This is a genomic window from uncultured Alistipes sp. (assembly GCF_949296715.1).
GTDB lineage: Bacteria > Bacteroidota > Bacteroidia > Bacteroidales > Rikenellaceae > Alistipes.
Genome location: NZ_CASFQD010000011.1, coordinates 1 through 24571, shown reverse-complemented (window position 1 = coordinate 24571; position 24571 = coordinate 1). Strand labels below are relative to the sequence as shown.

Genomic DNA, 24571 nt, shown 5'->3' with positions numbered 1-24571 from the left:
ATGCAGGAGCAACTGACCCCCGATTTCAGGGACTATGAATTGATCGACACGGGAAATTTCGAGAAGCTGGAGCGCTTCGGACGCTACGTGACGCGGCGTCCCGAGCCGCAGGCCATCTGGCGGCCGTCGCTCGCCGAGGAGGAGTGGCGGCGCCTTTCGGATGCGTCGTTCCTGCGCGATGCGCGCAGCGACGAGCGCGGCGAGTGGCGCCTGCGCGAGGGAATGCCGTCGCGCTGGACGGTCGAATACCGCTATCGCGGGATGCGGCTGCGCATGCGCCTCGGGCTCACCTCGTTCAAGCACGTGGGCATCTTTCCCGAGCAGGCGGCCAACTGGGACTTCATCTACGACAACTGCCTCGCGCTGGGCGGCGACGGGCGGACGGCCGCGCCGCGCGTGCTGAACCTCTTTGCCTATACGGGCGGCGCGACGCTCGCGGCGCGCGCCGCGGGGGCCGAGGTGACGCATGTCGATTCGGTGAAGCAGGTGGTGACGTGGGCCCGCGAAAACATGGAACAGAGCGCGCTGGAGGGGGTGCGCTGGATCGTCGAGGATGCCCTGAAGTTCGTGCAGCGCGAGGTGCGCCGTGGCAACCGCTACGACGGCATCATTCTTGATCCGCCCGCCTACGGACGCGGCGCCAACGGCGAGAAGTGGATTCTGGAGGATTCGATCGGCGAGATGCTGGCCTGCTGTGCGCAGCTGCTCGAACCCGCGCGGGCGTTTCTGGTGCTGAACCTCTATTCGATGGGGCTCTCGTCGACGCTCGCCCGCACGGCCGTGCGGCAGGCCTTCGGCGCCCCGCGCACGGAGCAGTGGGGCGAATTATGCTTCACGGACCGCGGCGGCAAGGAACTGCCCCTGGGAACCTACTACCGCTTCACGCGCTGATCCCCGTCCCCCTTTTCTTATCACCTTTTACCTTTCACTTTTCACCTTTCACCTTCGGTATGGCTCCTCTTGTGATTCTTTTCGGACTGCTGGGCGGCTGCTTCCTGTCGGTGCTCGTCGGCATCATCGGCAGCCGTCGCCGCATCGGCTTCGGCTGGGCCTTTCTCGTGAGCGTGATCTTCACGCCGCTCGTGGGGCTGATCGTCGCGCTGCTGACCGACCCGCTGCCGGGCGGCGAGCAGCGCTGGGGCTGCATCGGCACCGTCGTGGCCGTGCTGGGTTTCGTCTTTCTGGCGCTCTTTGTGCTGCTGCTGTTGTCGACGCTCGGCGTGGTGGCCGTGACGCTCTGACAGGCGGCATACAGGAATGATTCGGCCCGGCGAGGTGATCGCCGGGCCGTTTTCGTCTCTCTTCGGGCCGATGTGCCGGTCAGAAGACGTGGTAGATGAGGATGCCCGCCGCGGCCGAGAGGACGATCAGCAGGATGGGGTTGATTTTGAACCACTGCCCGACGAAGACCCCGCCGAAGAGCGCCCAACTCCAGCCGTCGATGAAGTTCCGCTCGTCGGGGTCGCTGCCGTGGGGGAAGATCAGCAGCAGGGCCGCTGCGGCGATCATGCCGATGACCGTGGGCCGCATGCCCCGCATGGCACCCTCGACGAGGCGGTTGTTGTGCAGCCGCATGAAGAAGCGCGCCACGAGGATCATGAGCGTGAGCGAGGGCAGGCAGACGGCGAAGGTGGCGATCGCGGAGCCGAGAATACCCAGTCCGACATGGCCGGTCTGCATGCCGACGGTGTAGCCCACGTAGGTCGCCGAGTTGATGGCGATGGGCCCGGGGGTGATTTGCGAGATGGCGACGATGTCGGCGAATTCGCCGGCCGTCATCCAGGCGTGCCGCACGACCACCTCGTGCTGGATGAGCGAGAGCATGGCGTAGCCGCCGCCGAATCCGAAGAATCCGATTTTCAGGTAGCTGACGAAGAGTTGCCAGAGTATCATTTTTCAGCCTTTTTTGCGATGTACAGTTCCCAGGAGATGCCCAGCGCGGCGGCTGCGGCGAGCAGGTAGACCGGCGACCAGCCCAGTCCCCAGACGGCGAGTGCCGAGGCGGCGATGACGAGGATCATGGCCGGGTGCATGCCGCGCGAGAGCGACAGCACGGGGCCGATGATGAGGGCGACGACGGCCGGGCGCATCCCCTTGAACGCGGCGTCGACAAGGGGGTTGTGGCGGATGCCGGCGAAGAAGAGCGCGATGAGGAGGATGATCGTGAACGACGGCAGCACGGTGCCCAGTACCGCCGCCACGGCGCCGCGCAGCCCGCGCAGCTTGTAGCCGACGAAGACCGACGTGTTGACGGCGATCGGCCCCGGGACCGACTGGGCGAGCGTGAGCAGATCGAGAAACTCCTTCTGCTCGATCCACCGGCGGCGCGTGATGACCTCGCGCTCGATGAGCGAGATCATGGCGTAGCCCCCGCCGAAGGTGAAGAGCCCGATCTTGAAGAATGAGAAGAAGATGGTGCGCAGGCGTTGCATGGTCAGTCGCGTTTTTTGTGTCCGAGCAGGGTGCGGATACCGTCGATGAAGACCATCGGGTGCATCGGGGCGCCCGGCAGCCAGAGGTCGACATGGTGCTCCTGGAAGAAGCGGCGGTCGACGGCGCGGCTCTCGGCGAAGAGCCCGCCCGAGCAGGCCTCCGTGCCGCAGGCGATGAGCAGCTTGGGCTCGGCGACGGCCTCCCAGCAGATCGCCAGCGCCTCGGCCATGGCCGCCGTGACGGGGCCCGAGACGGCCACGCCGTCGGCATGGCGCGGTGAGGCGGTGAAGCCGATGCCGAAGCGCCCGAGGTCGAAGTTGACGTTGCCCGTGGCGTTGAGCTCCATCTCCACCGAGCCGTCGCCCCCGGCGCAGACCTCGCGCAGCTGGAGCGACTGGCGGAAGAAGCGGCGGATGTCGCTCCGCACGGCCCCCTCGTCGAAGGGTACGCGCTCCATGCCCGGCTGCAGGACGAGGCCGCGGCGCGTCGGCGAGCCGAGGCGGTAGTCGTTCGTGAAGCGGATGTTGCGCGGGGCGCGCCGCGCACACTCGCCGCAGAAGAGGCAGCGCCCCAGGTCGAGCGCGAAGGGGGCGGCCGTGAGGGCCCCGGTGGGGCAGAGGGCCGCGGCGCGCTCGAGGGCCGCGTGGTCCTCGGTGTCGGTCAGTTCGGGCCGCCCCCGGAACTCGGAGGTCAGCTCCACGGCGTCCAGATCGGGAATGTACTGCGTCCCGTGGCTGCGCAGCACCCGTATTTTCGGAAGTATCATGATGCTTGTCTCTTGTTGTCCTGTCCGTGTGTCAGAGGTCGTGTCCGCAGTAGGAGAGGTTGAAGCTCTTGTTGCAGATCGGGAAGTCCGAGATGCCCTCGCCGCGCACGGCCAGCGCCAGCGCCAGCCAGTTGTGCAGACTCGGGTCCTTGATGCGGCAGGCGGCGATCTCGCCCGCCGCGTCGGTCACCACGACGTGGCACGTCTCGCCGCGCCACCCCTCGACCAGCCCGAAGGCGAGTGACGAGGCCTGCAGCGGCGCTTCGTAGTCGGGGGCCGGGCAGGGGTTCCCGACGACGGCGTACTTCTGCTCGTAGCTTGCGAGCAGGCGGTCGACGTAGGAGGCCGACTGGAGCACCTCGCGGCAGCGGATCATCAACCGTGCCATGACGTCGCCGTGGCGCTTGAGGATCGGCTCGTGGCGCAGCTGCTTGGCGTAGACGCCCCACGGGTGCGAGGCGCGGATGTCGCGCGGGAAGCCGCTGGCGCGGGCCGCCTGCCCCACACCGCCGATGCGCCGCATCTCGTCGCGCGGCACGACGCCGCACTGCTCGAAGCGGGCCAGCAGCGTGGGCGAGGATTTCAGGTCGCGGCGCACCTCGTCGTAGCGGCGCGCGATCTGGGCGACGTTGCGGCGGATCATCGCGGCCTTCACGGCTGTGAGCGGATGGTCGGTGCCGTGCGGGCGGATGAGCCCCTTGGCGAAGCGGTTGCCGCACCAGGCCTGCGTCGTGTTGATCGTCATCGTGCGCAGCGCCTCGCAGGCCACCTGCCCCAGCTGGTAGCCCACGTCCGTCGAGAGGGCGCCCGAGTCGGCGATGCCCATGGCCATGCGTTCGAGTTCGAGCGCCACGGCCCGTTCGCGCTCCATCTCGGCCGTGCGCTCGCGTCCCGAGAGCTTCTCGACGGCCTCGACGAAGGCCGTGGCGTGCGCCACGGCGCTGTCTCCGGCCACCGCCTCGGCCAGGCACACCTGCCGCAGGCGGTTGTGCGTCGTCTCGAAGGCGTGCTCGACGCCCCGGTGCTGGTATCCCAGCGCGATTTCGAGGTGCAGGACCCGCTCGCCGTTGCAGATGAAGCGGAAGGCGCCCGGTTCGATGATGCCCGCGTGGATCGGGCCGACGTTCACCTCGTGCAGCGACCGGCCCTCCATCGTGTAGAAGGGGTAGTTGTCGATCGAGCTGCCGCGGTCGCGCCGGTCGAAGGGGAAGCGCAGCGGCTTGGGCCACGGCAGGCCGTCGAAGCGCACGCCGTAGCGCTCCATGATGTCGCGCTCGAAGGGGTGCAGCTGCGCATGGCGCGCCGTGAGCGACGGCAGCGCCGTGTCGTCGTAATACTCCATGGCGTGCGAGGTGATGAGCACGCGCCCCTCGGCGTCGTCGAGCAGCAGGCAGTAGAAGCGCAGGCGCCCGCCCTCGGGCAGGGCGAAGTAGTGGGCCACGTGGCAGCGTTCGTCCGCCAGACGCGCCGTCACGTCGTCGTAGAACTCCGCATAGGAGACTTCGGGTATCTCGTCGAGGCGGATGGCCCCCGCGAGGTTGTCGGTTATCCGGTAATTCATAGCGATGCGATTTGATCGAGAAGCTGCCGCAGCAGGTCGGGCTGCCACAACCCGAGCACCATGGCGGCGACGAGCAGCGTGAGGGCCGACCACGAGAGGGCGCGGTCCGCCTTCGAGGGGTGGAGTTCGTCCTGGTTGGGCTGGTAGCAGAGGCGGATCATGCGCGAGCAGAACGAGTAGATGACGATGCAGAGCAGCAGCGTGATGCCCGCCACGAGCCACCATTTCCCCGCCGTGACGACCTCGCCGAGGATCGTCAGCTCCGAGAGGAAGAGCGGCGAGGGCGGGAAGGCCACGAGCACGACCATGCCCGCGAGCAGTCCCACGGCCCCGACGGGGTTGATGCGGATGTAGTCGCCGATGCGGTTGATGCGGTAGCCGTTGTAGATCTGCCGCACGACGGCCATCTGCAGGAAGAGGCTGCTCTTGATGAAGGTGTGGCAGACGACGTGGAACACGGCGGCCCAGACGCCCGCGCCGCCGATGCCCAGACCGATGGCGGCGATGCCCATGTTCTCGACGGTGGAGTAGGAGAGGAAGCGCTTGTAGTTGTTCGTGCGGCGCAGGAAGAGGGCGCCGATGACGAGCGACAGCACGCCCACGATCAGCAGCACGGAGCGCACCCACGGGAAGACCTCCGTCTGTGCGAGCGTGCGGTAGACGCGCAGCACGGCGACGAAGCCGGCGTTGACCAGCCCCGTGGAGATGAGCGCCGAGGCGGGGGCCGGAGCCGCGAAGTTGGCGTCGACGCCCACGGTATAGAGCGGGAAGAGCTCGACCTTGCAGCTGTAGCCGCAGAGGATCAGCAGAAAGGCCGTCTTCAGGTAGAGCGGCTTGCCGTGGGCAGCGGCCGTGGCCACGGCGTCGTAGGTGAGCGTCTCGCACTCGGTGGCGGCGGCCAGCAGCAGGATGCCCAGGTAGGCCATGGCGATGCCCGTCGAGCAGACGAAGACGTATTTCCAGGCCGCTTCGAGCGAGGCGGCCGTGCGGCGGTGGTAGATGATGCCCGCCGAGCAGAGGGTCGTGGCCTCGAGGAAGATCCACGTCACGGCGAGGTTGTTGGCGAAGTAGACGCCCGCAATGGCGGTCGTCAGCAGCAGGAGCAGCGCCGAGTAGATGCGCACCTGCGCGGGGTTCTCGCCCTTGAGGTAGCGCTCGGAGTGGATGAAGGCGAAGCACGAGACGACGGTGAGCAGCACGTAAAAGAGCGTGCCCGTGGCGTCGAAGGTGAAGAGCCCGGCCGAGGTCGTGCCGTAGCCCGCGGCGACGATCCACACGGCGAAGGCGGCCTGCACGGCGTAGAAGAGCATGCCGGCGGCGAAGAGCTGCCGGTCGCTGCGCGAGGCGAAGGCCGCCGCCGCGGCAAGGATGCTGAATGCGAGGTAACAGAGCATGGCGTCAGTCTTTTACGTTGGTCAGGGCGTCGGCGTCGTCGGCGTGGATCTTGCCGTCGATCTTCGTGAAGAAGATTCCGAGCATGAGCACCGAGATGAGGATGTCGAGCAGGATGGCGAAGTTGATCAGCAGCGGCATCTCGACGCCGATGGCCGTCGAGAAGAGGAAGACGCCGTTCTCGATGACCAGGAAGCCGACCATGTGCGAGAAGATGCGGCGGCGCATGACGATCAGGATCAGCCCGCTCAACAGGGCGTAGAGCGCCACGCCGAAGAAGACGAGGTCGATCGTCGTGTCGGCGACGTAGTAGGTGATCGAGGCGCTGACGGCCAGTGCGGCGAGCGAGAGCAGCAGCGACCCGGCCTGCGACGATCCGGAGGTGCGCACGCGGTTGGTCTTCGTGCGGCGGATTACGGCGAAGAGGAGCCACGGCACCAGGATGCCCTTGAAGAGGAGCGTCTCGAGCCCCACGAAGATCACCTCGGCGGGGGCGTTGGCATGCAGGCGCAGCAGCGCGATGGCGAAGAGCAGCCAGCCCTGCACGCCCATGATCGAGGCGAAGTTGCGGAAGCGTTCGGTGATCGCCAGGTAGACGAGCGTCACGGTGTAGAGGATGACCAGCGGGAGTATCATGCGAGTCCGATGTTGAGGCGCAGCAGGTAGCCCGTGAAGAGCACGAGGGCGGCCAGTGCGGCGATGGTGAGTATGAACGTGGTGTTGCGCACGAGCTTGTTGCGGGCCTGCGTCGACTCGACGATGCCGACGGACAACCCCGCGAGCAGGATCGCCGCGGGGACCGCGGCCCACCAGTGCGCGCAGAAGGGGGCCGTGGCGGCATCGGCCGCCAGCAGGGCGAACGCGGCGCTCTTGATCCAGCCGGCGATCCGGATCGTCGCCAGGTCCACGCCGCAGTAGTCGAGGCACATCACCTCGTGGATCATCGTCAGCTCGAGGTGCGTGCGGGGATCGTCGACCGGGATGCGGCCGCTCTCGGTGAAGAGCAGCTTCAGCAGGATGTAGGCCGCCAGCAGCAGGATGATGGCCACCTGCGCGTCGGCAGCGGCGTCGGCCGCGAAGATCGCGGCGAAGGAGGTGTAGCCCGAGACGAGGGCCAGCGTGCCGGCTGTGAGCAGGAGCGCCGGCTCGGCGAGGGCGCCGTAGAGGGCTTCGCGGCTGGCGCCCATGCCCTCGAACGGACTGCCCGTATCCATTGCGGCGAGGATCAGCGCCACGCGGCCCAGCGCCAGCAGGTAGGCGAAGGCCGCCACATCGCCGTCGAACGAGAGCACGGGGGGCAGATCGCCCACGGGAATCAGCAGCGCGGCGACGAGCGTGGCGCCGAGGTAGACCGACGGTGCGGCGCGGAAGAGCGCCGAGGTGGTCGTCGAGTAGACGGCCCCCTTGCGCAGTTGGAGCCTTATGTCGCGCAGGTGCTGTGTGAAGCGGATGCTGCGGCGTCCGGCCAGCAGGGCACGCGTGCGGTTGATGAGCCCCGGGATGGCCACGGCCACCAGAAGCAGCAGCAGGGTGTTGAGCAGTGCCATCGTCAGATCAGATTAAGGATCGAAAGCAGGAATACGAGGGCGAGGAAGGCCAGCGCGAAGAGGACGTAGTGGTTGATCTTGCCCGTGCGCAGGCGCATGACGCGCTGGTTGATGAGCCGCAGCAGCTCGACCCACCAGGCGCCGAAGAGACGTCCGATGCGGTCGTTGTGGCGCGAGTCGAAGCCGTGGGCCGAGGGGAAGGTCTCCTCCTTGCCCACGGGCGAGCCGGCGCCGCTCTCCTGCGTGAGGGTCGAGGCGATGGACTGCAACCCTTCGGTGAAGGATTCGCCCGTGTACTGCATCCTTACGTTCGGGGCGGTGAATCCGCAGCCCCACGTCGCACCGGGCACGACGCGGCGTCCGCGCAGGGCGCGGCGGCGCAGCCAGAGCAGCCCGCCGACCACGGCGACAAGCAGCCAGACGGTGCGGGTGATGCCCGCGAGGGGCGCTGCGAGCAGGTAGTCGGAGGCGTCGGCCGGCACGTGCAGGAAGAACTCCGCCGAGCGCGTCACGACGGCCGCGGCCTGCTGCGGGAAGAGCCCCACGAGGAGGATGCCCGTGAGCGGCAGGGCCATGGCGGCGATGCGGCCGTTGTCGACCTCGGAGGCTTCGGCCACCTCGTGCGTGCGGGGCGCACCGAGAAAGACCGTGCCGTAGAGCTTGGTGAAGGCCATGACGGCCACCCCGCCGATGAGTGCCAGCGCGGCGACGGCGGCCGCGGCGCAGAGCACGTCGCTGCCCGAGGCGATGCCGTCGAAGAGCCCGAGGTAGAGCAGCATCTCCGAGACGAAGCCGTTCAGGGGCGGCAGGGCGCAGATGGCGGCCGTGGCTGTCAGGAAGAGGATCGCCGTCAGGGGCATGTGGTGCGCTACGCCGCCCAGCGCATCGAGCGACGTGGTGCGGGTCTGCGAGAGGACGTTGCCCGCGCCGAAGAAGAGCAGTGACTTGAAGAGCGAGTGGTTGAAGGTGTGGAGCAGGGCCCCGGCCAGACCGCAGAGCGCCACGAAGTGGTTGCCCGAGGCCTTGCCCAGCGCCGCGATGCCCACGCCGAGCAGGATGATGCCGACGTTCTCGATCGAGGAGTAGGCCAGCAGCCGCTTGATGTCGTTCTGCAGCGCGGCGAGGATCACGCCCCACACGCCCGTAATGATGCCCAGGGCCAGCAGGAGGTAGCCCGCCGTGCGCAGCACGGGCAGGTCGCCCAGCGCCGCGACGACGCGCAGGATGCCGTAGACGCCCGTCTTGATCATCACGCCCGACATGAGGGCCGAGACGTGCGACGGGGCCGCCGGGTGCGCCTCCGGGAGCCAGACGTGCAGCGGGAACATGCCGGCCTTCATGCCGAAGCCCGCCAGGAAGACGAGCAGCAGCGGCAGGGCCGGCTGCGTGCGGAAATATTCGGCCAGGGTGCCGAACGTCGCGGCGCCGCACGTGCTGTCCAGTGTGACGAAGCCGACGACGAGCAGCACGAAGCCCACGTGCATCATGATGAGGTATGCGAGGGCCGCGCGCCGCACCTCGCGCCGCTCGGCGTCGTAGAGGATCAGCAGGAACGACGCCACGGTCATCAGCTCCCAGAAGAAGAGGAACGAGTAGCCGCCGTCGGAGGTGACGACGCCCAGCATGGCCAGCGACATGACCGTCAGCGCCGTGTAGTGCAGCGAGACGTGGGCCGGGGACTTTTCGCGCAGCGTGTGTTCGAGGTAGCCGCGGGCGTAGAGCACCGAGGCGACGGAGCCGATCGAGACGAGCAGCACGAAAAGGGCCGAGAGGCGGTCCATCGAGCCGCTGTCGCCGCCGAAGAGGGTGCCGGGCACCGACCAGAGCGATAGCCCGGCCTTGCCGGCCAGCACGCCGACGGCTGCGGCCGAGGCCGCAAGGGCGCCGAGCCCCACGACGGCTGTCGCCGCCCACGCCTTGGCCCGCAGGGGCACGGCGAAGATCAGCGTCGCCACTGCGGCCAGGGCGAACAAGGTGTAGAGGAAGAACATGTCGTGAAGGTAAAATTCGGGTCTATAGGCAAAATCTGTTTCGTGTCTTTCCGGGTCATGATTCGTGGGGCTCTCCGGCCGCCGCCTGTCCGTTCACCGTGGCGGCCATCACCACCGCCACGAGGGCTGCGGTCTCGGTGCGCAGGCGCTGCGGCCCGAGGGTGATCTCCTCGAATCCGTTGTCGAGCGCAAAGGCGATCTCTTCGGGTGAAAAGTCCCCTTCGGGACCGATGAAGATCTGTGCCGCCTCGCCCGCGCGGAGCGTCGAGGCGAGGTAGGCCTTGCCTTCCGGCGTGCGGGCCGCGTCGCAGTGGGCGATCATCCGCCGCCCGGCAAAGGGCGCCGCCACGGCGTCGCGGAACGGCGTGAGGGCGTCGAGCTGCGGCCGGTAGGCCTTGAGCGACTGCTTCATCGCCGCGGTGATGACCTTCTCGCCGCGTTCGGGCTTGAAGACCCGCCGTTCGCTGCGGGCCGTCTCGAGAGGGATGATCTGCGTGACGCCCACCTCGGTGGCCTTTTCGAGGAACCACTCGAAGCGGTCGGCGTTCTTGGTCGGGGCCACGGCCATCGTCAGGCGGTAGGGGAGCCGCTCGAACTCCTCCTCGGCCGAGACCACGCGCACGACGCACCGCCGCGGGTTGTCGTCCGTGATCTCGCAGCGGTAGAGCGTGCCCCGTCCGTCGGTCAGGTGCACCGTGTCGCCGCACGTGAGGCGCAGCACGCGCACGCAGTGTTTCGACTCCTCCTCCGAGAGGGTGTACTGCGGCGGACGGATGTCGGGGGCGTAGAAGAGTTGCATGGCTGTCCTTGTTGGGTCCGCATCCGCCCAGAAAAAAACGCGCGGAAGTGCGGCTCTGACCGTAATTTTATTAACTTTGCCGCAAAGGTAAACAAAATAACACGATCCATGAAACGCATAACCGGATTATTCACACTTTTGACGTTTATGACACTCGCATCCTGCGATTCCGCGAAACAGACGGGGGAGAACCCCTTTTTCTCGGAGTGGGAGACGCCCTACGGCGTTCCGCCCTTCGACAAGATCCGCCCCGAGCACTTCATGCCGGCCTTCGAGCGGGGCATGTCGCTGCACGACGCCGAGATCGACGCCATCACGTCGAACAACGACGAACCGACCTTCGAGAACGTCATCCTCGCCTACGACAACTCGGGGCAGATGCTTGCGCAGACCTCGCTGATCTTCGGCATGCTCTGCGCGGCGGAGAACACGCCGCAGATGCAGGCCCTGCAGGAGGAGATGATGCCCCTGCTGACGGCCCACGCCGACAAGATCCGGCTCAACGAGCAGCTCTTCGACAAGGTGAAGGCGGTCTATGACAACCGGGCAACGCTCGGGCTGGATGCCGAGCAGCTGCGGCTGACGGAGAAGACCTACGACGGTTTCGTGCGTGCCGGAGCGCTGCTCGACGCCGACGGAAAGGCCCGCCTGAAGCAGATTAACGAGGAGCTGGCGCTCACGGCCGTGAAGTTCGGCAACAACCTCCTGGCCGAGAACAACAACTACGCGCTGGTGCTCGACGGCGACCAGTTGGACGGGCTGCCCGCGGGGGTCCGCGACCTGGCGCGCGAGAAGGCCGAGTCGATGGGCAAGAGCGGCAAGTACGTCTTCACGCTCCACAAGCCGAGCATGCTGCCCTTCCTGACCTACTCGACGCAGCGCGAACTGCGCGAGGAGCTCTACACGGCCTACCTGAACCGCTGCAACCACGGTGACGAGTACGACAACAAGCAGCTGATCAACGACTTCATCCGCCTGCGCACGGAGAAGGCCCACCTGCTGGGCTATCCCTCCTATGCGGCCTATGTCGTGGCCGACGAGATGGCCGGCACGACCGGCGCCGTCTACAACCTGCTGGAGGAGATCTGGACCCCGGCGCTCGAGAGCGCCAAAAAGGAGCTTGCCGAGATGGAGGAGCTCTTCCGCAAGGATTACCCCGACGGCGAGTTCGCCTCGTGGGACTGGTGGTACTACGCCGAGAAGCTCCGCAAGCAGCAGTACGCCCTCGACGAGGAGATGCTGCGCCCCTACTTCTCGCTGCCGAACGTGCAGAGCGGCATCTTCTTCCTTGCGAACCGCCTCTACGGCATTACGTTCCGTCCGATCGTCGTGCCGCTCTACCATCCCGAGGCCGTGGCCTACGAGGTGCTCGATGCCGACGAATCGCACCTCGGCGTGCTCTACTTCGACTTCCACCCGCGCGACGGCAAGAGCCAGGGTGCGTGGTGCGGCAACTACGTCGAGCAGACCTATCGCGACGGCAAGCGCGTGGCACCCGTCGTGTCGATCGTCTGCAACTTCACGCGCCCGACGGGCAACGACCCCGCGCTGCTGACCCTCGACGAAGCGGAGACGCTCTTCCACGAGTTCGGCCATGCGCTGCACTTCCTCTTCCACGACGTGAAGTACCGCGGGCTCTCGGAGGTCGAGGGCGACTTCGTCGAGCTGCCCTCGCAGATCATGGAGAACTGGGCCTTCGAACCGGAGATGCTGCGCCAGTATGCCGTGCACTACCGCTCGGACGAGGTGATTCCGCAGTATCTGATCGACAAGCTGCGCCGCAGCGAGCTCTTCAACCAGGGCTTCATGACCACGGAGCTCATCGCCGCGTCGCTCTCGGACATGGACATCCACTCGATTACCGAGTACGAGCCCTTCGACCCGATGGCCTTCGAGCGGCAGGCGCTCGCCGAAAAGCGCGGCCTCATCCCGCAGATCGAACCCCGCTACCGCTATCCCTACTTCAGCCACATCTTCGACGGCGGCTATTCGGCCGGTTACTATTTCTATACGTGGGCCGAGGTGCTCGACAAGGATGCCTTCGAGGCCTTCCGCGAGAGCGGCGACCTGTTCAACAAGCAGATTGCCGACGACTTCCGCCGCAAGCTCCTTGCACGCGGCGGCTCGGAGGACGGCATGACGCTCTACCGCGCCTTCCGCGGCAAGGACCCCGACAAGCGGGCCATGCTCAAGGGCCGCGGCCTGTGGAACGAGCCCGAGCCGGCCGAAGAGGAGGCGGAGGAGACCGCCGCTGCGCCGGAGCCCGGCACGCCCGTTCAGCCGCGGTAACCGTGCGCCGCGGCGCCTGCCCATCGAGAAGAAACCTACAAACAAACGGATATGAAAAAAGCACTTGTTATCATGACATTTTCCGCCCTTGCGGCCGGCTGTGCCGACAATTCGATTCCGAAGGCCCAGCTCCCCGAACTGGATATGACGAATCCGCTGCTGGCGACGTGGAACACGCCCCACGAGACGCCTCCCTTCTCCGAGATCGAACTCTCGGACTACGAACCCGCCTTCGATGCGGCGATCGCCTGCTCGCGCGCCGAGGTTGAGGCCATTGTCAAGAACCCCGCGAAGCCCACGTTCGGCAATACGATCGTGGCGCTCGAGCGGCAGGGAGCGCTGTTGAGCCGCATTGCGGGCATCTTCTTCAACCTGCTCGAGGCCGACACGTCGGACGAGATGCAGCAGATCGCCCTGCGCGTGCAGCCCAAGCTCACGGAGCTGTCGAACGACATCATGCTCAACCCCGAGCTCTTCGCCCGCGTGAAGCAGGTCTACGAGCACCCGGGCCGCGGGCTGAAACCCGAGGACAAAAAGCTGCTGGAGGATACCTACAAGAGCTTCGCCCGCAACGGCGCGGCGCTGTCGGATGCCGACAAGGAACTCTACCGCAAGTACACCTCCGAGCTGTCGGCGCTGACGTTGCAGTTCGGACAGAACGCCCTCTCGGCGACGAACGCCTTTACGATCAACATCACCGATCCGAAGGTCGTCGCCGAACTGCCGGCTTTCGTGCGTGAGGGCATGGCCGCCGATGCGAAGGCCCGCGGCGAGAAGGGGTGGACGGTGACGCTCCAGGCGCCGAGCTATGCCCCCTTCCTGCGCTACTCGTCGAACCGCGCCCTGAAGGAGCGCCTCTGGAAAGCCTACAACGCCCGGGCGCTGGGCGGCGAGTTCGACAATACGGAGATCGTCAAGCAGATCGCCAACACGCGGCTGAAGATCGCCAACCTGCTCGGTTACAAGTGCTACGCCGACTACGTGCTCGAGGAGCGCATGGCCGAGAACACCCCGACGGTGACGGCCTTCCTCGACGAGCTGCTCGCCGAAACGAAGGAGTATGCCGACGCCGACTACCGTACCGTGAGCGAATATGCCGCCTCCAAGGGCTTCAAGGGCGAGCTCATGCCGTGGGACTGGTCCTACTATTCGGAGAAGTACAAGGACGAGAAATACGCCCTGAACGACGAGGCGGTCAAGCCCTACTTCCAGCTGGAGAATGTCCGCAAGGGGGTCTTCCTGCTCGCAAACAAGCTCTACGGGCTGAACTTCACGCCCAATCCGGCGATCGAGGTCTACCATCCCGACGTGACGGCCTACGAGGTGACCGACGGGACGGGCCGCTTCATGGCGGTGCTCTACCTCGACTTCTTCCCGCGCGAGTCGAAGCGCGGCGGCGCGTGGATGACCGAGTTCCGCGGTACGAAGACCGTCGACGGCGTGGAGACGCGCCCGCTCGTGTCGCTGGTGATGAACTTCACGAAGCCCACGGAGCAGACTCCCTCGCTGCTGACCTTCGATGAGGTGGAGACCTTCCTCCACGAGTTCGGGCACTCGCTGCACGGCATGCTCGCCGAGGGCAAGTACGAGTCGCAGAACGGGACGAACGTCTACCGCGACTTCGTCGAGCTGCCGTCGCAGATCATGGAGAACTGGGCTACCGAAAAGGAGTTTCTCGACCTGTGGGCCGTGCACTACGAGACGGGCGAGCCGATTCCCGCCGAACTCGTCGAGCGGATCGTCGCCGCGAAGAACTATCTGGCGGCCTATGCCAACGTGCGCCAGCTCTCGTTCGGCATGACCGACATGGCCTGGCATACGCTGACCGAACCTTTCGAGGGGGATGTCGAGCAGTTCGAGGTCGCCTCGATGGCCCCGACGCAGGTGCTGCCCGTCGTGCCGGGCACGGCCATGGCGCCGGCCTTCGGCCACATCTTCTCGGGCGGCTATGCCGCAGGCTACTACGGCTACAAGTGGGCCGAGGTGCTCGAGGCTGATGCCTTCTCGCTCTTCAAGGAGAAGGGTATCTTCAGCCGCGAGGTGGCCGAATCGTTCCGTGAGAACATCCTCTCGAAGGGCGGTACGGAGCATCCGATGAAGCTCTACGTCGCTTTCCGCGGCCACAAGCCCGAGACGCGCGCCCTGATCGAGAAGATGGGCCTCGGCAAGTAGCCGCGTCCGTCCCGGCCGCTGTGCGGCCCGCGCGTCCGGTACCTCCGGCGGCCGCATCCGCATCCCATTGAATTGATATGATAAAAGGCCATCCCGATTCCGCGGGACGGCCTTTTTTTTGGCTGCCTGCCGTCGGGGCCGTATCCTGCGTGCGGAGCAGACCCGGACGGACCGGATGTATGGCGGGAGCCGGAAGACGGGCGAACCGCCTTCCCCCCCCCTCTCTCGCGCCTCGCCCCGCCTCTCCGCCTGAACAGCGGAAAACGAAAAACCCGCAGTCGGCTGACTGCGGGTTTTCGGTGTTGAGCTACCTGGATTCGAACCAAGAATAACAGGACCAGAATCTGTTGTGTTACCATTACACCATAGCTCAATGACGTTTTGGTGATGCAAAAGTAGAACTTTATTTTGCAATTGCAAAGAAAAATCAGAAAAAAATTTTGTATTTTTGCTTTCACCTCGCCCGAAACGACGGGCGATTGAACTTAAAACTACTTAAAATCAATGAATTATGGGAATTAAGTTGCGCCTCATCGTCATGAACTTTCTCCAGTATGCCATCTGGGGTGCCTATCTGACTTCGATGGGGTCCTACCTTGTGGGCGTCGATCTGGCGTCGCATATCGGGATTTTCTACGCCATGCAGGGCATCGTTTCGCTCTTCATGCCTGCCGTGATCGGCATCGTGGCCGACCGCTGGGTCCCCGCACAGCGTCTGCTTGGCATCTGCCACCTGCTGGCTGCCCTCTTCATGGGTGCCGCGGGCTACTATGCCATGTCGTCCGGCAGCGGCGTCTCGTTCGGCGTGCTCTTCACGCTCTATGCCTTGAGCGTCGCCTTCTACATGCCGACGATTGCCCTCTCGAACTCCGTGGCCTACTGCGTCCTCGAGGGCGCCGGACTCGACACGGTCAAAACCTTCCCGCCGATCCGCGTGTGGGGTACCGTCGGCTTCATCTGCTCGATGCTCGTGTGCGACGCCGCCGGGTTCCAGACCACCTACATGCAGTTCATCCAGTGCGCCGTGCTGGGCCTCGTGCTGGCATTCTATGCCATGACGCTGCCGTCGTGCCCCGTGAGCCGCTCGGGCGACAAGAAGAGCCTTGTCGAGGCGCTCGGCCTGCGTGCCTTCACGCTCTTCAAGCAGAAGAAGATGGCGCTCTTCTTCATCTTCTCGATGCTGCTGGGCGTCTCGCTGCAGATCACCAACGGTTTCGCCAACCCCTTCATCACGAGTTTCCGCGACATCCCCGAGTACGCCTCGACCTTCGGCGCCAACCACGCCAATGCGCTGATCTCGTTGTCGCAGGTCTCCGAGACGCTCTGCATCCTGCTGATCCCCTTCTGCCTGAAACGCTTTGGCATCAAGAACGTCATGCTGATGGCCATGTTCGCATGGGTGCTGCGCTTCGGCCTCTTCGGGCTGGGCAATCCCGGCACGGGCGTGTGGATGTTCGTCCTCTCGATGATCGTCTACGGCGTGGCCTTCGACTTCTTCAATATTTCGGGTTCGCTCTTCGTCAACAAGGAGACCGACGTCGCGATCCGTTCCTCGGCACAGGGCCTCTTCATGATCATGACCAACGGCATCGGCGCCACGATCGGCACACTCGGTGCACAGGCCGTCGTCAACCACTTCGTCTATTCGCAGCAGAGTGCCGAGGCCATGATTTCGGGCTGGTCGACGTCGTGGCTGATTTTTGCCGGCTACGCGCTGCTGGTCGGTCTGGTCTTCGCCGTGGTCTTCAAGTACAAGCACAACCCCGACGAACTGGGCGACGTGCGGCATTGACCTTTCCGGTTTCCGGCCGGCGGCTCGGTTTCGGACCAATCCGGCAGGGTAGGGGCCCTCGGCCCTGATTTCGTTCCCAATGGGCGGGCGGCGGTTTTCCGCTGCCCGCCTGTTTTACGGCCATACGCCCCGCATGTGTGCCCGGCCGGAGAATCTCTCCCCTGCGCCGCGAAAATCGTCCTGCGGGCGGCAAACGGGCTTTTCAGGGCGTTTACCCCTCCCTGCTCCGCCCGTATCCCTGCGGACCGCTGCGCAACAACGCCCCGCACCCCGCATCCTTTCGACATCGCCCGCGGCATGCCCCTGACCGGAATACCGGCATACCGGCATAAAAGAAGCGGCGACACGCCCGTTTCGGTGTGTCGCCGCCGTGTGGGCCTCTCGGCCCGTTGCCGTTTCTGTTTGTCTGTCTGTCTGTTTCCGGTCCGCGCGCTGCCGCCGGACCGTTGCCGTCGTGCATCAGAAGGAGGAAAAGGCACTCCAACTGGTGTTCTGCTCCGCCGCGGCCTCCACGTCGTCCGGCAGGTTCGCGAAGAAGTCGAAACCCGTCAGCCGCTCGATCTCGTCGACCGAAACGATGTGATCCGTCCAGTCGTCCGTGTACTGCCGGTGCTCGAACCAGGCGCCGACCGCCATTGCCGACGTGATCGTGCTGCCCGAACGCTTCACCTTCAGCACCACCTTGAAGTAGTAGTTCGGCACGGGGCACTGCTTCGAGTCCTCGGCCGGCCGGATGTAGGTGATGCTCTCCGAGCCGCCCGTCGTGCGGAAGACGGCTCCCGTGGCGATGTAGAGCGAGTCGCGCGTCGGAACCTGGCCGCGCACGGCCGTCTCCATGTGTTCCCAGACGCCGCCGTTGAACTTGTCCTGAATCTGCGGTGTCGAGTTCGTGGCGTAGAAAGCCTGCTTCTGCATCGTGCTGTTGCCGTTGCGGTCCGCATTCGGAATCTGGTGCCCGCGGGCGTAGATCGTCGATCCGTAATTTACACCGTAGCTGCCGTCCCACACGTTGATCTGCTGGCTGGTCGATATGTCGGGGTTCTCGTACCAGCTGCCCGGCCGGTCAAGCGATCCCATGTGTCCCGCAGCCAGCGGGTAGGCGACCCACAGGGCCGTGTAGAGGTTGCGGTCGTAGTACATCGTATAGTTGCGCTCTCCGGCCCAAAGGGTGTACTCCTGCGCCGTGGACGAGGTGCTTTTGGCCGGAAGCTCCAGCCAGCCGCTGTGGCTCGTCGCGGGCTGCGGTGTCGTAAACCATGCCTCAGCCGAAGTGTATGTCGCACCGGTTGCCGTGGTGGCGACGGCCCACACCGTGTAGTCGGTTGCGGGCCGCAGTCCCGTCAGCGTTGCCTGGGCGTATGTCCCGGTGACGGAAGCAGCGACACTGCCCGTGTCGCTGCCGTCCGAGGATGCGTATCGGAACGCAATTCCTCCCGAGGCGTACTCCCAGTCGGTTCCGGTGCAGTAGACCATTGCGGACGTTTCCGACTGCACGGTCACATAGGGCGCTGCATCGAATCCCGGGGTAGGGTCCGGGGTGGGAGGTGTTACCTCACCACCCCCGCCCGGAGTTCAATTATACGTTACGATAATTCCTTCGATACGCGTTTGCTTGTTACCAGCCGTAAATACTACGTTGTCGCTGCTGCCAGTCCAGGTCGAGCCGGAGATCGTTCCCGAATCTGCTGTCATACCCGCCGTATCGTAGGAACCGTTGAATATGAATTCAATCTTCGTGATGGTTGCACCGGAAACAGTCAACTGGTTGTGCATACCATTGGTTCCGTAGAAGCGCACGCAAGTAGCATCCCAACGCGGAGACGTCTGATGGTCACCTTTGGTAAATGTGGCCGTGATATTACCTTCGGTAAAAGGAATTTCATCATGATTTTGGGCATCACCTCCCGCAAAAGATAAGGTGACAGTTTGCTCATTTCCGCTGGAAACTCCGGCCTGCGTCAGTGCAACGGTTGCCTCGGCAAGGTGCTCGCCACCCTCGCTGGCAGCGATGTAGAGCGTCAGCGTGGCCGTCTTGGCCGTCGTCTCCGTATTTTCAGCCGCCGTTACGGTAACAGTCCCGTTACCAACGGTTGCCGAGAACTGCGATGCGTTTTCTCCCGAGACAGCTGCAAATACCTGATTTGATCCGAGATTTTCGGCCGTGTAGGTTACTTCCTTGCTTTCACCTGCTGCGGCGAAAGAGAGCGACGTGGGATCAGCCTTGATAGCTGGATCGGTCGAAGGATTGGCCTCCTCGACGCTGTACGGCAGTACGTTCACATACATGTTGCTTGAATAACCGACATAGTAGCCCTTGACGATAATATCCTTACCGTTGTATGCTTCAACAGTCGAAGTTTCAACGTACTTGATCGAGCCGATTGCCGTCGATGCACCGGGAATAGTTACATTCATGTAGTTGCCGCTAATCTCAAGGTTTCCCTCGAACTGAACTTCCTGACATACGAGTTCACCCGAAAGAAGCGCATCCATGGCTGTACCATCCATTGCGGTCGGATTATATGTCCAAACGTTGTCTGTCGAGAGAACCTTTACGGTAGCGGTATTCGTAAACTGCGGTGTGCTTTTCGATGAACCATTTGCATTGGAATATAACTCTACAGCGCCAGAGATCGAAATCTTTTCGCCTACGGCACGCTCGTTACCGTTGTGGTAAACCATCATGGCTCCGGTGTTGTCGGCAATGATGTAGGCTTGTGAACCACGTGCTACGACTGTACCCTCTGCCGTGTAGTTACCCTCGGTCGTGATTTCTCCGATGGGGGTGATCGTTTGGTTCGGGTCTTCGCCCGTGGTGAATGTAGCCGTGGCGGGAGCCGAAGCCTTGTAGTTCTCGGTGTCTGCCGGGTTGGCTACCACCGAAACCGTGTACTCCGTAGCGTAGTCGAGGTTCTCGAATATTTCGCTGTATTCTGCCTTTGCATCGTCATGAAGGACTGTTCTCGGTTCGATGGTTGCAGGCTCGAACGATACGGTGTAGGAGGTAGCACCAGCAACAGGCTTCCAACCTACAAGAACTTCATTTCCTTCTGCAACGGCCTCTACACCGGTCGGCGTTTCAAGAGCGGAACGAGCATCACCCTTCTTGTAAAGGTACAGAATACCGTCGTTGATTTGATAGTTGCTGTGGTTCTTGCTGGTATATGATCTCCAATCCTGAGGTGAGCCGTTTGCCACGTAGATTGCGCAATAACGACCGTTTGAGTTCTTCATTGCGAATCCGTCGTTATAGACCTCAAATGCCCAGGTTATGTCGGATGTGGTACCTACGCGAATGCCGTTATTCGCACTTGTACCGTACAGGTAGTCGCCGCCGGAGTTCGTAATGGTCATGGCCGTATTGGTTCCCGTGAAGGTCCATTTGGCGATATCGGGGACAATGCCGGTGAATGAATCGGCAACGAAAGAAATACCCTGTGATTCCAACGTATACGGGACGGGAGCATTTTTACTGCCTGTAGTAGTTGTAGGCAGGAAGTAGTCTCCGTTGGCAATGATGTATTCGCCTGCCGTGATGTCAGCCAGCGAGGTGACCTTTTCCCAGGTAGAAGCCTGCTCTGCAGCTGCTGCCACGTTGACTTTCAGTTTGTTGATCTTGCCTGCGGCAAAGGTGGTCTCCTTCGACAGGGTGGCGACCTTCTCGACGGTTTCGCCGTTGGCCGTAACCGTCAGCGTCAGCTGCTCGCCCTCGGGAGCCGTGAAGGCGCGCGTAGCGAGGTAGAAGCTGCCCGTAGCATCCGGAGCAACGATACCGTCGGTAACATTCAGCGTAGCCGTCTTGGATACATAGTTGTCACCGCTGGAGGTCAGCACCGGTTCTGCTCCCGTAATGTCGAAATAGTAGGTACCGATCAGGTTCTCGCTGGCCGAGGTGAGTGTGATGCTCGTGACATTCAGATCCGCACTTCCGGAGTTGGTTACATTGATCCGGAAAAGGGTCGTGATGTGGTGCATCTGCAGGTTGGGCGATCCAGTAACCCCGGTAGCCGTTCCATAGAGCGGAATGTTCTCGCCGCTGATGTGAGCCTGATTGTCAATACCCGTCTGCTGCTGCGCAGAGCCGGCTTCGCTGCCGACCGTAAAATAGCTTCCCGAGTTGCTCTCGGCAGGGGATGCCATGTATTTCGAGTAGGGGTAGACTGCATACCAGTCATAGGTGCCGTTCGGATCAAATTCCGTATCGGTAATAAGGCCCGTAAAGCGGCCGCTTTCGATTTCGGCCAGGGTGAACTGGTCGTTGCTGCTGTAGTTCGTGGTGCCGGTCGGGGCGTGGAAGACGTTCATGGCGTCGTTGGCGCTCCACTTCATGTCCAGACCGTCAACTTCGGTACGGGTTTGCGGAGCTGCGTAGAGCTCGAATTCGTACCCTTTCGGTTTGTCAAATGTTTCCGTGTTGTCTTTCGAGCAACTGGTGATGGACAGTGCTGCGCACATGAGACCCATCAAAAGAGAATACTTTTTCATAGTACGGTTGTTTTCGATGAGTTCATGATTAATAGAAGTCCACTTCTTCGCCGGTTTCATCGTCCCACGGATCGATGTCGGTCCAGTACTCCTTTTCACTTGCTGCGAAACCCTGCTCCACCGTGACGGAGAGGATTTCAAGCGTCGGGGCGGAATATCCAGATTCCCCCCCCCTTGAGTTGAGGATAGGTTTTTTCATGTGTTTTCGGTTTTTGATGGTTTGTTTTTTAGCCTTATTTTTTAAGAAGTGCTTTCCTGTCGATTTACAAAACTAATAAAAAATGGGAAAAAACCGAATTAAAAAACGTATAAAATTGTATGAATTTACGTGAAATGTACGAAATGAATCTCCCGCACGCCATGCGTTCGGGGGGCGCCGTCGGATGAAAATGCCGTCGTGGTCCTGTCCCGATACGTTTTTGCCCGAACGGCATACGTTGCCGGCCCGGCCGCTGCCGGAGCCCGCGACGGTCGGCTGAACGTAAGCCGGTGCGGGATTTTGCTGCGTCCTGCGTGCGGGCACACGTTGCGAGCGGGGCTTTTTCCCCGGTGTCGGGTTTATGTGAACGTTCGGAATGCGGCAAAAACGCCCCATACGGCTGGAATCGGCAGAAAAGACTGTCGGTGCCGCGCAGGACGGGAGAATGCCGGAGAATGCCGGAAAAGGCCGAAAAACTGAATGGAAAAAGCCGGGATAGGCCGGTCAGGGCGTGCGGCGTGGTGCGGCCGGGCGGGGCATGCGGAGGTCCGCCGCCCGTATTTACAAATATGTATGGGGGGTCAGTACATGTTTTCGTACATGGACTGCGACTTGTCGTACTTCAGGTCGGAGAGCGACGCCGCCTTGACGCCGATGTTGAAGCTCCACGACCGGTAGGTGCCGAAAGGTATCCACGAGAAGGACATCTGCCAGCAGTGCAGGTCGCGCGTGATCGAGACCGACGAGGTCGTCAGCCGGTTCGTCTTGACGTCGTAGCCGCCCTGGAACGTGATGCCCATCTTGGGCGTGAGGTTCAGCGAGCCGTTGAAGCCGATGGTCTGCGTGACGTTCTTCTTGTAGCCCTTGGGCGGGTAGTTGCCCGTCGAGATCGAGTAGTTGACCGTATAGTTGAAGCCGAAGTTCCACGGCAGCGAGAAGTCATAGTAGGTTTGGGCCATGTACTGTCGCCGCAGTACGGGGTCCATCGTGCCGTAGGGGTCGTAAAACGGGTTCATGTACTCCGGAGGGATCGACGTGATGTCGTTGATGGCCGTCTGCGAACGGTCGTCGCGCGACTTGAACGTATAGCCGAACGACCAGCCCGTCGAGACGATGCGGCCCGGGAAGAAGAGCTTGTTGATGCGCTTGCCGTCGGGCGTCAGCCGGTAGGGGTCGAGCGTCGCCGAGAGGTTGATGCCGAAGTTGCCGAAGAGCGTCGTGCGGAACGAGATCGGGATCGTCGAGAGCCGCATCGAGTCGGCCAGGAAGTTGTACGAGCCGCTGATGCGCAGCTCGTCGATGAGCTTGATCTTCTTCACGCCCGAGGTGTCGCGCTTCGAGAGCACCTTCATCTCGAGGTTCTGCGACAGCGAGAAGTTCATCGACATGTTGCGCCCCGACGACGGTACGCTGTAGGCGTTCACCGCATAGGGCGAGTAGGTCTGCGTCGTGCCGAGCGAGTCGCGCTGCAGCGACTTGTAGTAGCCGTACTTGAAGTCGCCGAAGTCGGGCGTGTAGGAGAAGCCGATCGAGGGGGTCAGCACGTGGCGGATGGCCTGTATCTTGCGGTCGCGCTTCTTCTTCGTGAAGTCGTACATGCCGTAGACGGTCGTCGAGGCCGAGACGCTCATGCTGTAGTTGTAGAGCCGGTAGAAACCGTAGTCGTTGGCCATCGTGTCGATCTTGTTGGTCGTCGGGTTCCATTCGTATTCGACCTTCTTGAAGAACCACTTTTCGTTGTAGTTGAACGACGGCGAGAGGTTGATGTAGTTGAAGACGTTGAACGACGCCGAGACCGGAATCGAGTGCTCGATGCCGTTCTTCATGTCCTCGAGCGTCTTTTTCGAGAAGATCTCGCTCTCGGTCGTGGTCACCGAGTTGGTCATCTTGCCCGTGTACTGCATTGAAATCTTCTCGTACCAGCGGTCCTTGCCCGTCTTCTCCTTGCGCTTGAAGGGGTAGATGCGCGAGACGTTGAAGACCACCGTCGGAAGGGTCAGCGAGATCGTCTGGTTCGAGGAGTTCTGCGAGATGGCCATGTTGGCCGACAGCGAGAAGGGCGTGCCCGTCCAGCTCTTCGAGTAGGAGATCGACGAGTTGGTCTGCGTCGAGAGAATGTCGTTGAGCGTGTTGGCCGAGTAGCGGTTGTAGCCGCTCGTGGCGAAGTTCACCGAGGCGGAGAAGGTCGAGCCGGGGTTGGCCTTGGCATCCTGCGAGTGGGTCCACTGCACGCGGAAGTTGCTCTGCTTGAGGTAGTCGGGTTCGCCCTTCTCTCCGGTCTTGATGTTCGAGTACTGGATGTTGAAACTGCCGCTGTACTTGTAGCGCTTGATGTAGCGCGAGGCGGCCGAGGCCTCCCACGAACCGAGCGTATAGAAGCCGCCGCGGACGGCCAGGTCGGCGTAGTCGCCCAGCGTGATGTAGTAGCCCAGGTCGCGCAGGAAGAAGCCCCGCGTGCCGTCCTCGCCGTAGGAGGGCATCAGCAGACCCGACTTGGGGCCCATGTTGATCGGGAAGAAGCCGAAGGGAATGCCGAGGAAGTAGATCGGCACGTCCTCCATGACCAGATAGGCCGGGCCCGTGATGACCTTCTTGCCGGGCTGCACCTTGGCCTTGGTCATCGCCAGGTAGAAGTGCGGGTGGTCGGTCTCCTCGCACGTCGTGTACATGCCGTCCTGGATGTTGATCGTGTTGTCGGGCATCTTCTTCACGCTGCCGCCCACGAGCCAGCCGTCGCCCTGCTGCGTCGCCACGCCCTTGATCTTGGCCTTCTCGGTGGCGAAGTTGTAGGTGATCGTGTCCATCTGGTAGGAGGCCGACCCGTCCGAGAACTCCGGCTTGGTGACGATCGGCTTGCCGTCGAGCGAGTCGGGCTTGCCGTAGGCGAAGACCGTCTTGTCGGTCATGTTGATGCGCATGAAATCCGCCTTGAGGTTGCTGTTCTGGTAGGTGACGTCGCCCTCGTTGTAGATGTAGACCAGCTTGTTGCGCACGTCGTAGACGAGCGAGTCGGTGCTCTTGCCCTCGATTGCGCCGTCGAGGAACGCCGTGGCCTTGCGCGGACGGCGGGCCGTGTCGCGCTGCACGCTGTCCTGCTGCACGCTGTCCCGCAGCAGCGGATCGGCCGGCTGCGTGTCGCGCCCGG

18 protein-coding genes and 1 tRNA gene are annotated in these 24571 nt (G+C 63.2%); 5 read left to right on the top strand and 14 right to left on the bottom strand.

The genetic code is table 11. The features are described 5' to 3' along the window. Positions 1–891 carry a class I SAM-dependent methyltransferase gene (locus tag Q1Y33_RS01350; protein ID WP_300797505.1) on the top strand — a complete coding sequence of 297 codons (891 nt, stop codon included), beginning with the start codon at positions 1–3 and terminating at the stop codon, positions 889–891. A gap of 59 nt (positions 892–950) precedes the next feature. Continuing rightward, on the top strand, positions 951–1241 hold the full coding sequence (locus tag Q1Y33_RS01345; RefSeq protein ID WP_300797503.1) for a hypothetical protein: 291 nt from the start codon (positions 951–953) through the stop codon (positions 1239–1241). 79 nt (positions 1242–1320) lie between these two features. Here the strand turns inward: Q1Y33_RS01345 and Q1Y33_RS01340 are convergent, their stop codons facing one another. Genes Q1Y33_RS01340 through Q1Y33_RS01300 form a run of 9 tightly spaced genes read right to left on the bottom strand, consistent with a single transcriptional unit; the run spans position 1321 to position 10489 of the window. Further along, positions 1321–1893: a chromate transporter gene (locus tag Q1Y33_RS01340; protein ID WP_300797501.1), complete on the bottom strand. Its 573-nt coding sequence runs from the start codon at positions 1891–1893 to the stop codon at positions 1321–1323. Beyond that, on the bottom strand, positions 1890–2432 hold the full coding sequence (locus Q1Y33_RS01335) for a chromate transporter (protein ID WP_300797499.1): 543 nt from the start codon (positions 2430–2432) through the stop codon (positions 1890–1892). The genes Q1Y33_RS01340 and Q1Y33_RS01335 overlap by 4 nt, the downstream gene beginning before the upstream one ends. A gap of 2 nt (positions 2433–2434) precedes the next feature. Then, on the bottom strand, positions 2435–3199 hold the full coding sequence (locus Q1Y33_RS01330; protein WP_300797497.1) for an NADH:ubiquinone oxidoreductase: 765 nt from the start codon (positions 3197–3199) through the stop codon (positions 2435–2437). Positions 3200–3230: 31 nt separating this feature from the next. Beyond that, positions 3231–4760: an NADH dehydrogenase subunit gene (locus Q1Y33_RS01325; RefSeq protein ID WP_300797495.1), complete on the bottom strand. Its 1530-nt coding sequence runs from the start codon at positions 4758–4760 to the stop codon at positions 3231–3233. Then, positions 4757–6154: a proton-conducting transporter membrane subunit gene (locus Q1Y33_RS01320; protein ID WP_300797493.1), complete on the bottom strand. Its 1398-nt coding sequence runs from the start codon at positions 6152–6154 to the stop codon at positions 4757–4759. Before Q1Y33_RS01320 ends, Q1Y33_RS01325 begins: the two co-directional genes overlap by 4 nt. A 4-nt stretch (positions 6155–6158) precedes the next feature. Continuing rightward, positions 6159–6788, bottom strand: coding sequence for a hypothetical protein (locus Q1Y33_RS01315; RefSeq protein ID WP_295906395.1), 630 nt, complete (start codon positions 6786–6788; stop codon positions 6159–6161). Next, positions 6785–7699, bottom strand: coding sequence for an NADH-quinone oxidoreductase subunit H (locus tag Q1Y33_RS01310; protein WP_300797490.1), 915 nt, complete (start codon positions 7697–7699; stop codon positions 6785–6787). The genes Q1Y33_RS01315 and Q1Y33_RS01310 overlap by 4 nt, the downstream gene beginning before the upstream one ends. A 2-nt stretch (positions 7700–7701) precedes the next feature. Beyond that, entirely contained in the window at positions 7702–9690 is a 1989-nt protein-coding gene (locus Q1Y33_RS01305) for a proton-conducting transporter membrane subunit (protein ID WP_300797488.1), read from the bottom strand. A gap of 55 nt (positions 9691–9745) precedes the next feature. Continuing rightward, positions 9746–10489 carry a 16S rRNA (uracil(1498)-N(3))-methyltransferase gene (locus Q1Y33_RS01300; RefSeq protein WP_300797486.1) on the bottom strand — a complete coding sequence of 248 codons (744 nt, stop codon included), beginning with the start codon at positions 10487–10489 and terminating at the stop codon, positions 9746–9748. A 147-nt stretch (positions 10490–10636) separates the two neighbouring features. On the opposite strand from Q1Y33_RS01300, the gene Q1Y33_RS01295 reads away from it, so the two are divergent. Further along, complete coding sequence (locus Q1Y33_RS01295; protein WP_300797484.1) at positions 10637–12778, top strand: M3 family metallopeptidase; 2142 nt, start codon at positions 10637–10639, stop codon at positions 12776–12778. A gap of 51 nt (positions 12779–12829) precedes the next feature. Continuing rightward, positions 12830–14950 (top strand): M3 family metallopeptidase, encoded by a 2121-nt coding sequence (locus tag Q1Y33_RS01290; protein WP_300797482.1) that lies wholly within the window; start codon positions 12830–12832, stop codon positions 14948–14950. Positions 14951–15252: 302 nt separating this feature from the next. On the opposite strand, the gene Q1Y33_RS01285 is transcribed toward Q1Y33_RS01290, so the two are convergent. Then, a tRNA-Gln gene (locus tag Q1Y33_RS01285) sits at positions 15253–15323 on the bottom strand. A 138-nt stretch (positions 15324–15461) separates the two neighbouring features. On the opposite strand from Q1Y33_RS01285, the gene Q1Y33_RS01280 reads away from it, so the two are divergent. Continuing rightward, positions 15462–16742, top strand: coding sequence for an MFS transporter (locus Q1Y33_RS01280; protein WP_300797480.1), 1281 nt, complete (start codon positions 15462–15464; stop codon positions 16740–16742). 459 nt (positions 16743–17201) lie between these two features. On the opposite strand, the gene Q1Y33_RS01275 is transcribed toward Q1Y33_RS01280, so the two are convergent. The 4 genes from Q1Y33_RS01275 to Q1Y33_RS01260 form a co-directional block, all read right to left on the bottom strand. Beyond that, complete coding sequence (locus Q1Y33_RS01275) at positions 17202–18215, bottom strand: DNA/RNA non-specific endonuclease (protein WP_300797478.1); 1014 nt, start codon at positions 18213–18215, stop codon at positions 17202–17204. Positions 18216–18314: 99 nt separating this feature from the next. After that, entirely contained in the window at positions 18315–21227 is a 2913-nt protein-coding gene (locus Q1Y33_RS01270) for a fimbrillin family protein (protein WP_300797475.1), read from the bottom strand. A 28-nt stretch (positions 21228–21255) separates the two neighbouring features. Continuing rightward, complete coding sequence (locus Q1Y33_RS01265) at positions 21256–21426, bottom strand: hypothetical protein (protein WP_300797473.1); 171 nt, start codon at positions 21424–21426, stop codon at positions 21256–21258. Positions 21427–22007: 581 nt separating this feature from the next. Next, positions 22008–24571: putative LPS assembly protein LptD (locus Q1Y33_RS01260; RefSeq protein ID WP_300797471.1), on the bottom strand; the 2564-nt coding region annotated here is incomplete at its 5' end.